Below are 12,713 nucleotides of genomic sequence, written 5' to 3'. Positions count from 1 at the left end.
AACACCGGAACGCCCATGTGTGTCCTCCGTTTGCGGTGCCGTGCACAGCGGGGTTCAGTGATTACGGACCCCGGAAGACCACGGACCCCGGAACAACGGTCCCCGCGCAGTACACACCCCGCGCCCAGGAGCCGTCATGTCGATGTCGTTCGGTGCACCGTTCGGTTCGTCGGATCCGTTCAGTGAGCTGTTCAACCGGTTCTTCGGGATGTCACCGGCGTCATCGCCTCCCGCGGTGCAGCGCGTGCCCATCGGCCGGCTGCTGACGGAGTCGTCGCAGGAACTGCTCAATCTGGCCGCGCGGCGGGCGGTCGAGGACGGTACGTCCGATCTGGACACCGAACACCTGCTGTGGGCGGCCACGAAGGTCGAGCCGTCCCGGAGACTGCTCTCCCAGGTGGGCGTCGATCCCGACACCCTGGCGGCCGAGATCGCCGAGATCCTGCCCCGGGAAGCGGGCGAGCCGTCCTCGCAACCGGGCCTCACCCCCGCGGCCAAGCGCACCCTCGGTGCCGCCTACGTACAGTCGCAGGCGGCCGGTGTGTCGTACATCGGCCCTGAGCACATCCTCGGCGCCCTCCTCGGCGACAGCGACACGGGCGCGGCCAAGCTGCTGCGCGCCGAGGGCACGGACACGAAGAAGCTGGCGGATCTGACGGAACAGGCCGCCCGCAGCGACGGACTGCCCGCCGAACGGAAGGCTCCCGCGACGACGCTCGACGAGTACGGCCGGGACCTGACGGAGGAGGCGAAGGCGGGCAGGCTGGATCCGGTGGTGGGACGTGCGGAGGAGATCGAGCAGAGCGTCGAGATCCTCTCACGGCGGTCCAAGAACAATCCGGTGCTGATCGGCGAGCCGGGTGTGGGGAAGACGGCGATCGTGGAGGGGCTGGCGCAGCGGATCGTGGCGGGCGAGGTGCCCGACACGCTGAAGGACAAGAGGGTCGTCGCGCTGGACCTGTCCGGGATGGTGGCCGGGGCGCAGTACCGGGGCCAGTTCGAGGAAAGGCTGAAGAAGGTCATCGAGGACGTCCAGGCCGCCAAGGGCCGGATCATCCTCTTCATCGACGAACTCCACACCGTCGTCGGCGCCGGGGCGACGGGCGAGGGGTCGATGGACGCGGGCAACATGCTCAAGCCCGCCCTCGCGCGCGGTGAACTCCATGTGGTGGGGGCCACGACGATCGACGAGTACCGCAAGTACGTGGAGAAGGACGCGGCGCTGGAGCGCCGGTTCCAGCCGGTGATGGTGCCGGAGCCGACCGTGGCGGAGACGGTGCAGATCCTGGAGGGGCTGCGCGACTCGTACGAGGCGCACCATCAGGTGCGGTTCGATGACGCGGCGCTGGTCGCGGCGGCGGAACTGTCCGACCGCTACATCACCGACCGTTTCCTGCCCGACAAGGCCATCGATGTGATGGACCAGGCCGGTGCCCGGGTGCGGCTGCGCAGCGCGGGCCGTTCCACGGAGGTGGTCGGCCGCGAGGACCGTATCGCCAAGCTGCGCCGTGAACTCGAACAGGCCGTCTCGGTGGAGGACTTCGAGAAGGCCTCGGAGCTGAAGCGGCAGATCGCCGAGGCCGAGGGCGAACTCGCCGGCATCGAGGAGCGCCGGGAGGGCGTGGTGTCGGTGACGGCCGCGGACATCGCCGATGTCGTCTCGCGCCGTACCGGGATCCCGGTGTCACAGCTGACGGCGAGCGAGAAGGAGAAGCTGCTCAAGCTGGAGGAGGAGATGCACGCCCGGATCGTCGGCCAGGACGAGGCCGTCACCGCCGTCTCCCAGGCGGTACGGCGCAACCGGGCCGGGATGGGCGACCCGGACCGGCCGGTGGGCTCCTTCCTCTTCCTCGGACCCACGGGCGTCGGCAAGACGGAACTCGCCAAGACCCTCGCGGCGTTGCTGTTCGGGAACGAGGACCGGATGATCCGGTTCGACATGAGCGAGTTCCAGGAGAAGCACACCGTCGCCCGGCTCGTGGGCGCTCCTCCCGGATACGTGGGATACGAGGAAGCGGGCCAGCTGACGGAGAAGGTGCGCCGCCGGCCGTACAGCGTGGTGCTGTTCGACGAGGTGGAAAAGGCGCACCCGGACGTCTTCAACACACTGCTGCAGATCCTGGACGACGGCCGGCTGACCGACGCCCAGGGCCGTACCGTCGACTTTCGGCACTGCGTGATCATCATGACGTCCAACATCGGCGCGCACCGGATCCTGGATCACCGGGGTGATGTGTCGGAGCTGAAGGACGAGTTGATGGAGGATCTGCGCGGGAGGTTCCTGCCGGAGTTCCTCAACCGGATCGACGACATCATCATCTTCCACGCGCTGACCGAGGACGATCTGGGGCGGATCGTCGACCATCTGCTGGACCAGAGCAAGCGCCGCGTCCACGCGCAGGGCATGACGCTGGAGGTGACCGAGGCCGCGAAGAAACTGCTCATCGCGCACGGCCATCAGCCGGAGTTCGGCGCCCGCCCGCTGCGTCGTACGATCCAGGCGGAACTGGACAACCGCATCGCCACCCTCCTGCTCAGCGGCGAGGCCGAGCCCCAAGACACCATCGTCGCCGACGTGGCACACGACTCCCTGCACTGCACGGTACGGAAGAGCCAGAGCTCCGGCGAGGGCTGACCGCTCGGCGCGAGCACGGTTTCTGGCGTCAGCCGGTGAACTCCCAGGTTGCGGACGGTCGTTCAGCCCTGCTCGCTCTGCTCTCCGATCGACACCACGACCGCGCTCGAAGGGCCGTCCGGCGTGTCGAAGCGGACCGCGTCACCGGCGTGACGCCCGAGCAGTGCACGGCCGAGCGGGCTGCCGGCGGTGACCAGGTTCTGGTCCAGGGCCTCGGCGACCTCGCCGATCTGCAAAGTCTCCACGGAGTCGTCCGGGAAGCGGACGGTGACCGTGCTGCCCACTCCGACCACGTCCGTCGAGGCCGGCCCGGCCAGGTCCGCTTGGCGCAGCCGTTCGACGATGGTTTCGATACGACGGTCCAGGCGGTCGAGCTGGCCGGCGCGCTGCAGCTGCTCGGCCTGGTCGGCCTGATCCCCCACATCCGTCCTGTCCAGCAGGCTGCCGGCGACGATCCGGCGCTCGTCGCGCAGATCGGCCAGCTCCTGCTGCAACGCGCGACGGGCAGTGGCACTGATCGGCTCCGGATCACCGGTCATTTCCGGCTCCTCTGGTCCTGGGGAGAAAAGTCATCAGGCGGACATTTTTCGCATCGTACCAACCGGGTCCCGTGGGCGTGCCGTCCTGGAAGCGTGGGGGAGGGCGAGGCTGCGGTGGAGAGGCGAAGAATCCCGATATACCGTGTTTAACGGTATTTTCAAGAACCGGTCCCCGTTTCCGTTCCAGGAGGTTGCCATGTCCTCGAAGCGACGCCGGAAGAAGAAGTCCCGCCGCAACCATCGCGCCAATCACGGCAAACGACCCCAGTCCTGAAGCCCCGGCCGGGCACGGCCGTCGTCGTCGGGGGCGGGCCCAACGGGCTCGCCGCCGCCGCACTGCTCGCCAGGGCGGGTCGGTCGATGTCCGCCGTGAGCCAGCGCAGCCCGTGCTCTTCGAGGCCAAGCGCACGCAGTACCGGGGTCCCTTGCTGCGGGTCCCCGCGCACCGGCTGCTGCTCGCCCGCTCCTGCCGACCACCCTGCCCGCCACCCTCCTAGCCCGCTCCCAGTCCATCGCCCGCAGCATGGAACGCGTGTTGCGCAGACACGGAGGCACCGTCCACACCGGCGTCCGCATCACCGACCCCCGCCGGCTCCCGCCCGCCGACACCACCCTCCTGGACCTCGATCCCGGCCAGGTCGCCGCCCTCTACCGCGACCGGCTCCCGGCCCGGGTGCGCGGTGCCTACCAGCGCTTCCGGCGCGCACCCGCTGTCTTCAAGCTCGACCTGGCCGTCGAGGGCGGCGTGCCGTGGACGAACGGGCACGCGCGCCGGGCCGGCACCGTGCACCTCGGTGGCCCGCTCGCGGAGGTCGCCCGCGGGGAGCGGGGCGTGGTGGCCGGACGCATGCCCGAGCGGCCCTTCGTGCGGGTCGGCCAGCAGTACCCGGCCGACCCCTCCCGTTCGGCGGGCGACGTCCACCCCGTCTACACCTACGCCCATGTCCCGTACGGCTACGACGGGGACGCGACCGAGGCGATACTCCGTCAGCTGGAACCGTTCGCGCCCGGCGTCCGCGACCGTGTCGTGGGCAGCCGAGTCACCCGGCCCGCGTCGTTCGCCGCCGCCAACCCCGACTTCGCCGGCGGCGACATCATCATCGGCGCCAAGGCGACCCCACAGGTCCTGCTGGGTACCCGCCCGACCACCGCCCCGTACTCGACCGGCACGCCCGGGGTGCTCCTGTGCTCTGCGGTGCCGGTGCCCACGGTCTGTGCGGTGCCCGAGCGGCGGCGGCCGCACTGCGCCACCTGGGCGTCCGGCCACCTTCCGGCGCGCGGCGTCCCCCGGTCCGATGAGGACCGGGGCGATGCCATAACCGAGCGGACGGTCCTCGTCGGTGGGCCTCGCGCTGAGCTCGAGGGCCGTCAGCAGCGGTTCGTGCCCTCCGGAGCGGCACTCCCGGATACCGCGCAGGTTGTACATCGCGCCGTAATACCGCGGCCGGTGGAGCAAGGAGTCAACTCCCGGGTTGGCGACGGCAAAAGCGCCGACACATACCTTGTGTGGCGTGCCGAGAGGCACTCGACAACCAGGGGGAAATCCATGCGAACGAACATCCCGACCAGGGCGCTCCTCACCGCCACGACCGCCGTCGCCCTGGCCGCCGGCAGCCTCGCCGCCGCGGGCACCAGCGTCGCCGCACCCGCGGCCGCCCACCCGGCGGTGAGCACCAAGGCCGTCACCCCGCAGGCGGTGAACAACCTGGGCCTGAACGCCACCCAGGCCAAGAAGGTCCAGCGCTGGCTGAAGCAGTACTGGCGCTACACCGGTTCCATCGACGGCCAGCTCGGCCCCAACAGCTGGAAGGCCTTCCAGCGCTGCCTCAAGCAGTACTGGGGTTACACCGGCCCGATCGACGGCGTCGTAGGCACGGGCACCGTCAAGGCCCTGCAGCGCCTGCTGAAGGACAGCTGGGGTTACACCGGCGCCATCGACGGCATCGCCGGCTCCGGCACCAAGGCCGCCTTCAAGCGCTTCGCCGACGCCCACTGAGCACCGCGCCGACTGTGTGACCGACCTGCCCTCCGCCTCCGTCCCGGATCACGAGTCCGGGCCGGAGGCGGAGGTCCCGCGCAGCGCTCGCCCACCACCTGGCCGGCGATCGGTCTCGGGATCAGGGGTAGATCTTCTGGTGCGCGGCGAGCATGGTCACGAACTTCTCGATGCGCGCCGCCCGGGTCTGCGGCTTCTTGGCGTCCTGGATGCGGTAGAGGATGGCGTACCGGTTACGGCTGTCCAGGGTGGAGAAGAAGTCCCGCGCCTTCGGGGCGGCATCCAGGGCCGCCTGGAGGTCGTCGGGCACGGTTGCCGTGCGCTGATTGGCGTACGCCGCCTCCCAGCGGCCGTCCGCCTTGGCCTTCTCCACCTCCCGCAGGCCGGCCGGTCGCATGCGGCCCTGCTCCGTGAGCTCGGTGGCCTTCTGCCGGTTCACCTTCGACCACTTGCTGCCTCGCCGACGCGGGGTGAAGCGCTGCAGCCAGTGCTGCTCGTCCAGCTTCTTCTTCTGCCCGTCGATCCAGCCGAAGCAGAGCGCGGCCTCCAGCGCTTCGGCGTAGCCGATGCCGCCGATCCCGGAGCCTTTCTTCGGGATCTTCAGCCAGACACCCCGCACGTCGGCGTGATGCTCCTCCAGCCACTCCTCCCATGCCTCCGGCGAGGCGAAGGCCAGGACCGGATCGTCCCCGCTGTCTGCTCCACCCGTGCGCGCTGCACCCGACATGCGCCACATCAAAACCCACCCCGGTGGTGTGGTCAATCAGGACGCACACCCCAGGGCGGGCGCACGGCGCGGCGGTCAGTCCGCCAGGTCCGCCTTGCCGGACAGGGCGGCATGACGCGACGGGAGCCGGCTGATGACCTGGTTTTAGTACGCCTGCATCCCGAAGCTCTCCGGCTGCCGCTGTTTCGCGTCGGCCACGCGTGGCCCAGCGGCCCGGGCAGCTGGGCGGCGAGGCCGTCGATCCCCCCAGGGCCGATCCGCTGCGCCGGCACACACAGGACGGCCTCCGTGACCTCAGCGGCTTCGGCCCCCGGCTGTCGTACTCGCCACGCTCGCGCACCCGGGCGAGGAACTCGTACCTCACCCTGCCGGGCATCGACGGGGCGTTGGCCGGCGTTTGCCGACTCAGGACGCCTGACTCATGCCCGGCCGAGGCGAAGCGCACCGGGCCGCGTGCGCGGTGCGCCCCGCTCGTTCATGCTGCGTACCCGCCGTCCACCGAGAGTTCGGCGCCCGTCACGTACGCCGTCTCCGGCCCTGCCAGGTAGGCCACCGCTGACGCCACCTCCTCGGCGGAGCCGTAACGACCCAGGGCGGTCATGGCCGCCTGGCCGGCCGCGAAAGGACCGTCCGCGGGGTTCATGTCGGTGTCGATCGGGCCCGGATGCACGACGTTCGCAGTGATCCCGCGCCCGGCCAGCTCGCGGGCCAGCGCCTTCGTCAATCCGACCACGGCCGACTTGCTCATCGCATACAGCGTGGCGCCCGGGCCCGGCGTGTGGTGGGTGATGCAGCTGCCTACGGTGATGATCCGCCCGCCGGACGCCATGACCGCGGCAGCGGCCTGGGCGGCCAGAAAGGCCCCGCGGACGTTCACGGCGATCAGCCGGTCCACGTCGGCGAGCGACAGGCTCTCCAGCGGCTGCATCAGCCCGACGGCCGCGTTGTTCACGAGGACGTCGAGGCCTCCGAGCGCCTCGGCCGCACGGCCCACCGCGTCGGCCGCCTCCTCCGCGTCCGCGGCGTCGGCGCGCAGGGCGACCGCCCGCCGCCCCAGCGCCTCGACGGCCCGTACCACCTCCTGCGCCGCCTCCTTTCCGTGTACGAAGGTCACGGCCACATCCGCGCCCTCCTGCGCCAGTCGCAGTGCCGTCGCCGCACCGATGCCCCGGCTCCCACCGGTGACCAGGGCCTTCTTGCCATTCAGGGTTGCGTGTGAAGTCATGTGTCCATCTCACCGGCGGGAGATGAGCGACGCTGGCGGCGAACGGACCTCGACCTGGCGGCGGATCAGTCTGTGCGGGCCCTCCTGCACCACTCGGTAGAGAGAGACGCCGGTCGTGCCGCGAACCCAGGACGCGGGCCGACGGCTCCCGGCAGGCTGGCGGCATGACGTGTCAGCCGTTGCCCGAGCCACTCCCGTACCACCGTCTGGCCCGCCTCTCGGCAGGCTATCGATGGTGGCGCCCGTTCGTGGGCACCCTCGTCGTGGCCGTTGGCTATGTGATCGTCCTGGGCCTTCTCGACTCCGTGACCTCGACTCTCGGCGCCCGTTGGGGATACCGGCGCAACCCGGACGGCTCGACCGACTTCGGGCCCGTATCCGGCACCGCCGTCGACCTGCTGCTCCTCGCGGCGGTCATACCCGTGGTGCTGGTGGCCATGCGCTGGACCGGGCGCCGCCCGGCCGGCACCCTCTCCTCCGTCACCGGGCGGCTGAGGTGGCGGTGGTTGGCGTTGTGCCTGCTGACCGCCGTGCCGATCGTCGCCGTGGCGATGGGCGCCATGATGCTCCTTCCGTCCGACGGCGGGCCGGGGTCCCGATGGGCGGGATGGTCCGTGTTCGGCCCGGCGCTGGCCATGCTGGTCGTGCTCGTACCGCTGCAGGCGGCCGCCGAGGAGTACGTCTTCCGGGGCTGGCTGACGCAGGCCGTCGGCGCCTTCGCACGCTCGCCGTGGGTCGCGTTCCTGCCGCAGGCCGTCCTGTTCGCCGCCGCCCATGGCTGGGGCACCCCGTGGGGCTTCGCCGACCTGGTGGTCTTCGGTACGGCCGGGGGGTGGCTGACCTGGCGGACGGGCGGACTGGAGGCGTCCCTCGTCCTCCACACGGTCAACAACCTCTTCGCCTTCGGCGTCTCGGCCGCCGTCGTCGGCGGTCTCGACAGCGACGACACGGCGGCCGACGCGACCTGGCCCCTGGTCGCGCTCGACATCGTGAGCATCGCGCTGTACACGGCGGCCGTGGTACGGCTGCTGCGCCACCGCTCGCTGGACCGTACGGCCCCGGCGCCACCGCCGTCCGTGCCGCCGCCCGTCTTCGCCGCCCCCTACCCGTACTCCACCGCTGCCCCCGTGCCGCCGCCGCGGGCAGGCCGCCCCACGCCCGACGTCGCCCCCGCTCCGCCCAGCCATTCCGCCGGAGCCGACCAGCCGTGAGCGTGGCGATCTGCGCGGACCGGGCGTTGTCAGTGCCGAGCCGTAGTGTACGAAGATCATCCGGACCGGTGCTCTGCTCCTCGCCCTGGCGGCAACCGGTATCCCTGCCGTGTTCGTCCCGGCCCTGCTGCTGACGGGATCCGGCGAAGGATCGCAGCTCACCGCCTTGTCCGCGATACGCCACCGGGAGGCTCCGGACCGTCTGCGCGGTCGGATCTTCGCCATCGGCGCCGGTCTGAAGATCACGGGCTTCGGGTGTCGGGCGCGGCGATCGCCGGCCCCCTCGCGACGCGGTCCCTCCCCGGCACCCTGGCAGTGGCAGCGGGCGTGGCGGCCTGCGCGGCGCTCGTCTGCTTCGCCGTACCGCTGCACGCTGCCGGATCAAGGGGGGTGACCCCGCGCAGCCGAACTGATCGCGGGGCCTTGCGGGAGTTCAGCCGGCAGATGTCCTAATGGGCAGTCGGCGCATCGGACCGAGGGATGAAATCCGTAAGACTGCGGACATACGTCAGACCGGGGCGGCCGGAGAGCCGTGTCTCGCCGACCACGGCAAACCCTGACCGGGCGAGTACGGCCCGCGAAGCCGCGTTGTCGAGCCTGGCCGCGGCACGCAGGCTGCTCAATCCGTAGTGCTGGGCGGCACGTTCGCAGATCTGCCGCACGGACCAGGTGGCCAGCCCCCGGCCCGAGGCACGCTCGGCGATGCGATACCCGAGATCGGCGCCACCGTCCGCCACATCCACGAGATTGATCCGGCCCAGCACCTCGCCCTCGGTGCCGACCAGTACATGGAAGTAACAGACACCGGCCTCCTGCTCGGCCAGCAGGGCACGATGGCGCTCGTCGAAACGGGCGAAGTAGTCATCGCCTCGGTCGGGGACGGACGCGGCGAAGTAGGCCCGGTTCTCCCGCTCGAAGGCGAGCAGTGCGGGGGCGTGAGCCGGGCGGAGCAACTGTATCTCGGGCATGGACGGGAATATAGGCACACATACCGCCGCTCCGCGGCGAACGAATGCATGCCGGAGGAGCGGGGAGATGCCGGATGATACGTGTAAACCATAACGATCTCGGCCCAGGTCTTGTGTGCCCGCCGATCCGCCCTAGCCTCCTGACATGGCATTTCTTTCGAGTCGCCGCAGACGGGCTCGTCTTGCTCCGGAGCTCGACGACCAGGAGCTGGGCAAGCTGCTGAAGTCACTCATGGCGACCACCAGGACCGGCACCATCGCGACCACCGATCTGTGTGTGGCGCAGATGTCCCGCCTCCTGGAGCAGGACCCGGGCGACTGGGACCGCCGGACACATCGGATGGACGTCCTCGCGGGATACCTCGCCGGAACCCACCTGTCGCGGGCCTGGGCCACGCGTGAGCCCCGTAACGCGAACGCGCTCGTCCTGCACGCCTGGGCCCAGGTCGCGCAGGCCCGCAGCCAAGGACGTCTGGACGACTCCGACGGCACCATCGCGACCTGCCTGCGGGCAGCCGAAATCGTCCCGGAGGACCCCACTCCCTGGGTCGCCCTCCTCGCGGTGGCGCGCCTGGAGCGCCGAGACCAGTCCCAGGTCTTCGGGGTGTGGAACGAGGTACTCGCACGTGATCGCTGGAACCGCGAGGCCTACCTGAACATGCTGGGCTACCTCAGTCCGGAGGAGGCGGGGTCGCGCATCCAGGTCCTGGAGTTCGTGGACACCCTGCGCGCCCGTATGCCCGCCAACGCGCCCTGCGCGGCGACCGAACTCACCGCCCAGGTCCGGCAGTACCACTCCATCCTCGACCGCGGCGGATTCGAGGCACTGGTCGCGCGGAACCACTGGTCCCAGGCGATGGCCACCCACGCTCTCGACCGCGCGGCGCACACATGGGGCCAGCCGGGGTTTCTCCGCCATGCCAAGGCGCTCGCCGACCTCAACCTCCTCGCCTACGCACTGATGGCCGCGGAACGGCGCGCCGAGGCACGTGCCGTCTTCGAGGCGGTGGGCGGCATCGTCACCGCGTGGCCCTGGGAGACCGGCGGCGACCCGGTGACCGAGTTCGACCAGACGCGGCAGAAGGCCACCGTCGGCGTGTGAAACCTGGGGCTCTTCGTTGACGCACCGTCAACTCGGCCGCTTTTCGGTCAGTCGGGCCGAGGAACAGAGCCCCTGCTGCGCCGGCCCCGTCCAGGATTCCGGCGGACACCCGGCGGTGCCGGCCGGCACCGGCCCCCGTACGGACTGGTGCAGCCCTCCGGTGCCCGGACACAGTCAGGACGGTCCCGTCGCGGCCATGGCTCGCTCACTCGGCAGCGTCGGGCCCGGATTCCTCGGTGCTCGCCGCCGTGGCCTCCGACACGGCGGGAAGGGTGTAGAACACGGACGAGCCCTGCTTGCTGCGCTGGGCGCTGTTGCGGGCCACGAGATTCTCCAGAGTGGTGCGGATGACCTTGGTCTGGATCTCCCGATGGGGATGTGCCTTGCCGAGCGCCTCGGCGACCTCCGCCGCGGAGCGGGGCTCCCGCTGTTCCACGAGATGGCGGCGGACGAGTTCGACCAGCGTGGGCTGAGCCGTCTGGCCTGCCGTCTTCTTCGCCGCGGGCTTCGGAGCGGCGGGGTTCCTGGCGGGCCGCTTCTTGCGCTCGGTCTGCTCCGCGGTCTCCTTCTTCGCCGCATGGCGGGTACCGGGTACGGTGGTGGTCTGCTTCCGCGGGGCGGGCACCACAGCGCCTTCGGCCGCGGCAGGAGCGCTCACCGAGGTCGCGACGCCGAGCGCCTGCTGCATGCTCACCAGAATGGTGTGATCGTGCTCCAGTGCGGACAACTGCTCCTGGAGAGCGGCGATTTCGGCAGTGATGCGTTCCTGTTCCTTGACGTTGTGTTCGAGGTCGTTGGTCACCTGGCTGACGTACTGCGAGGTCAACTCGGTGACGGGTGCGCTGGGCTCAGGCATCTGTCGCTCCGATCGTGAGTGTGTCGCGCTCCTTTGCTGTCCGATGTGGCAAGCGGGGAGCGGGAGTTGTGAGGGGGTTCCCCGGCAGAACGGGAGTTGTCCTGCGGAGTGTCCCCGACACATGGATGATACGGATGCGTCGACCTGTTTCTACTCAGTGAACCCCCCGCATTCCCACGGGAGAGCGACCGTACATGCGTCGTGACACCGTCAGTCGTCGCGGTGGCGGGAAATTCCGGCGCGCCAGCATCGCGATCACGGCGGACTGGGAGATACGTGCCGCTTCCGCGGCTGACGTCGATGCGGTGGCCGAACTCCGGGCCGTGGTGCTGCGGCGGACCTGGAACGCCTCGGACGGTACGACGAGCACCGGGTGCGGCAGCGGCTGCGGGACGGGTTCGCGCCGGATCACACCTGGGTTGGTGGATTCTCCTCGGGGCATGCCCTGGAGGAACTCGCCGGACCGGCCGCTCCGAGTGACCGACGCCGTAGTGCCGCGACGTGTCGAAGCAGCGGATGCCGCAACACCGCACAGCAGCCAAGGTGTTCGCGGCGGTGTCGTTGTCCGGCGGCGTAACGAGACCGCCGAGGGCGCGCCACCGAAGACCGGCTCCGTGGCGGACACCTCTGCGGACATCGATCCGCCCGGCACGGCTCTACAGAGGGTTCTCGCGCAGCCAGGTCAGGACCTGCTGGGCATGCGCGTTCGGCGGGAAGACCGGGTAGAAGACGTGCTCGATCGCTCCGGCGCGGATGACGAGCGTGAGGCGCTTGAACAGTCGCATCCCGGCGACCTCGAACGTGGGCAGGCCGAGCACGTCGGCCAGGGCGAGGGCGGGGTCCGAGAGCATGTCGAAGGGCAGCCCGAGGCGCTCCACGACCTCGCGTTGGTAGTCGGTGTCCTGGCTGGACAGCCCGTAGACCCGGCCGGCGCCGGCTTCGAGGAGGTCGTGGAAGTGGTCGCGGAAAGCACATGACTCGGGCGTGCAGCCACGGGCGCCGGGAATGGAGTTCCACCCTTCCGGCACGTCGGTACCGGGGCGGCCGGTGAGAGGGTAGACGTACACGACCGTGCGGCGGGGTCCGAGCGCGTCCAGGCGGACCGCTCGGCCCGCCGTGTCGAGGAGGCTGAGGTTCGGCGCCTGCACGCCGGGCAGGTGGTCCGTCGCGCCGTCGTCCTCGGGGACGGGCAGGTCGGCGGGCAGCGTCAGATAGTCCATGGCTCCGGTGCCTTTCTCCTCGGACCGTACGACACCGCTGCCCCGGAGGGCGGCGGTGTTCAGGTTGGCGATCAGTGTCGCGCGGCGGGCGGTCAGCGTCTCGATGCGCTCGGTGAGCTCGTCGATGGCTTCGCGGTAGCTCGCGAGCGCGGCGGGACAGCCGTCCGCGTGTACGCGTCCGGCCGCCAGGCATTCGACGAAGCGCCGGGTGCGCGCCCTCAGGGGCAAGGTCAA

The 12,713-nt window shown here is 70.4% G+C and carries 11 protein-coding genes and 1 pseudogene; 6 read left to right on the top strand and 6 right to left on the bottom strand.

The window, feature by feature from the left end; genetic code table 11:
• Window positions 1-136 precede the first annotated feature (136 nt).
• Entirely contained in the window at window positions 137-2,635 is a 2,499-nt protein-coding gene (locus tag BFF78_RS02575; RefSeq protein WP_069776757.1) for an ATP-dependent Clp protease ATP-binding subunit, read from the top strand.
• 62 nt (window positions 2,636-2,697) lie between these two features.
• On the opposite strand, the gene BFF78_RS02570 is transcribed toward BFF78_RS02575, so the two are convergent.
• Window positions 2,698-3,174 (bottom strand): GreA/GreB family elongation factor, encoded by a 477-nt coding sequence (locus BFF78_RS02570; RefSeq protein ID WP_069776756.1) that lies wholly within the window; start codon window positions 3,172-3,174, stop codon window positions 2,698-2,700.
• A 196-nt stretch (window positions 3,175-3,370) separates the two neighbouring features.
• Here BFF78_RS02570 and BFF78_RS50470 point away from each other — a divergent pair, with 196 nt between their 5' ends.
• Both BFF78_RS50470 and BFF78_RS42535 read left to right on the top strand, forming a co-directional pair.
• The gene (locus tag BFF78_RS50470) at window positions 3,371-3,448 is read left to right on the top strand and encodes a 50S ribosomal protein bL37 (protein ID WP_468370288.1); all 78 of its coding nucleotides are present in this window, start codon (window positions 3,371-3,373) and stop codon (window positions 3,446-3,448) included.
• A gap of 1,272 nt (window positions 3,449-4,720) precedes the next feature.
• Window positions 4,721-5,170: a peptidoglycan-binding domain-containing protein gene (locus BFF78_RS42535; RefSeq protein ID WP_079161116.1), complete on the top strand. Its 450-nt coding sequence runs from the start codon at window positions 4,721-4,723 to the stop codon at window positions 5,168-5,170.
• Window positions 5,171-5,291: 121 nt separating this feature from the next.
• Here the strand turns inward: BFF78_RS42535 and BFF78_RS02560 are convergent, their stop codons facing one another.
• Together BFF78_RS02560 and BFF78_RS02555 are read right to left on the bottom strand one after the other, a co-directional pair.
• Entirely contained in the window at window positions 5,292-5,906 is a 615-nt protein-coding gene (locus BFF78_RS02560; RefSeq protein ID WP_069776754.1) for a YdeI/OmpD-associated family protein, read from the bottom strand.
• Window positions 5,907-6,372: 466 nt separating this feature from the next.
• Complete coding sequence (locus BFF78_RS02555) at window positions 6,373-7,122, bottom strand: SDR family oxidoreductase (RefSeq protein WP_069776753.1); 750 nt, start codon at window positions 7,120-7,122, stop codon at window positions 6,373-6,375.
• 248 nt (window positions 7,123-7,370) lie between these two features.
• Between BFF78_RS02555 and BFF78_RS02550 the strand changes: the two genes are divergently transcribed.
• Window positions 7,371-8,333: a CPBP family intramembrane glutamic endopeptidase gene (locus BFF78_RS02550; RefSeq protein WP_069776752.1), complete on the top strand. Its 963-nt coding sequence runs from the start codon at window positions 7,371-7,373 to the stop codon at window positions 8,331-8,333.
• 449 nt (window positions 8,334-8,782) lie between these two features.
• On the opposite strand, the gene BFF78_RS02545 is transcribed toward BFF78_RS02550, so the two are convergent.
• Window positions 8,783-9,301, bottom strand: coding sequence for a GNAT family N-acetyltransferase (locus BFF78_RS02545; protein WP_069776751.1), 519 nt, complete (start codon window positions 9,299-9,301; stop codon window positions 8,783-8,785).
• Between the two features lie 145 nt (window positions 9,302-9,446).
• Here BFF78_RS02545 and BFF78_RS02540 point away from each other — a divergent pair, with 145 nt between their 5' ends.
• Complete coding sequence (locus tag BFF78_RS02540; protein WP_069776750.1) at window positions 9,447-10,403, top strand: hypothetical protein; 957 nt, start codon at window positions 9,447-9,449, stop codon at window positions 10,401-10,403.
• A gap of 205 nt (window positions 10,404-10,608) precedes the next feature.
• On the opposite strand, the gene BFF78_RS02535 is transcribed toward BFF78_RS02540, so the two are convergent.
• The gene (locus tag BFF78_RS02535; RefSeq protein ID WP_069776749.1) at window positions 10,609-11,259 is read right to left on the bottom strand and encodes a hypothetical protein; all 651 of its coding nucleotides are present in this window, start codon (window positions 11,257-11,259) and stop codon (window positions 10,609-10,611) included.
• Window positions 11,260-11,507: 248 nt separating this feature from the next.
• On the opposite strand from BFF78_RS02535, the pseudogene BFF78_RS47765 reads away from it, so the two are divergent.
• Window positions 11,508-11,698, top strand: a pseudogene (locus BFF78_RS47765) (GNAT family N-acetyltransferase); the annotation flags it as partial.
• Window positions 11,699-11,915: 217 nt separating this feature from the next.
• On the opposite strand, the gene BFF78_RS42520 reads toward BFF78_RS47765, so the two are convergent.
• Window positions 11,916-12,707 (bottom strand): redoxin family protein, encoded by a 792-nt coding sequence (locus BFF78_RS42520; protein ID WP_227025680.1) that lies wholly within the window; start codon window positions 12,705-12,707, stop codon window positions 11,916-11,918.
• Window positions 12,708-12,713 lie beyond the last annotated feature (6 nt).

It is taken from the genome of Streptomyces fodineus (genome assembly GCF_001735805.1).
Taxonomy (GTDB): Bacteria; Actinomycetota; Actinomycetes; order Streptomycetales; family Streptomycetaceae; genus Streptomyces; species Streptomyces fodineus.
The sequence above is the reverse complement of the archived record's forward strand: the minus strand, read 5'-3'. Positions and strand labels throughout refer to the sequence as shown.

Coding starts and splice junctions, on each gene's coding strand:
- BFF78_RS02575 (WP_069776757.1), top strand. CDS start 137: ATGTCGATGTCGTTCGGTGCACCGTTCGGTTCGTCGGATCCGTTCAGT.
- BFF78_RS02570 (WP_069776756.1), bottom strand. CDS start 3,174: ATGACCGGTGATCCGGAGCCGATCAGTGCCACTGCCCGTCGCGCGTTG.
- BFF78_RS50470 (WP_468370288.1), top strand. CDS start 3,371: ATGTCCTCGAAGCGACGCCGGAAGAAGAAGTCCCGCCGCAACCATCGC.
- BFF78_RS42535 (WP_079161116.1), top strand. CDS start 4,721: ATGCGAACGAACATCCCGACCAGGGCGCTCCTCACCGCCACGACCGCC.
- BFF78_RS02560 (WP_069776754.1), bottom strand. CDS start 5,906: ATGTGGCGCATGTCGGGTGCAGCGCGCACGGGTGGAGCAGACAGCGGG.
- BFF78_RS02555 (WP_069776753.1), bottom strand. CDS start 7,122: ATGACTTCACACGCAACCCTGAATGGCAAGAAGGCCCTGGTCACCGGT.
- BFF78_RS02545 (WP_069776751.1), bottom strand. CDS start 9,301: ATGCCCGAGATACAGTTGCTCCGCCCGGCTCACGCCCCCGCACTGCTC.
- BFF78_RS02540 (WP_069776750.1), top strand. CDS start 9,447: ATGGCATTTCTTTCGAGTCGCCGCAGACGGGCTCGTCTTGCTCCGGAG.
- BFF78_RS02535 (WP_069776749.1), bottom strand. CDS start 11,259: ATGCCTGAGCCCAGCGCACCCGTCACCGAGTTGACCTCGCAGTACGTC.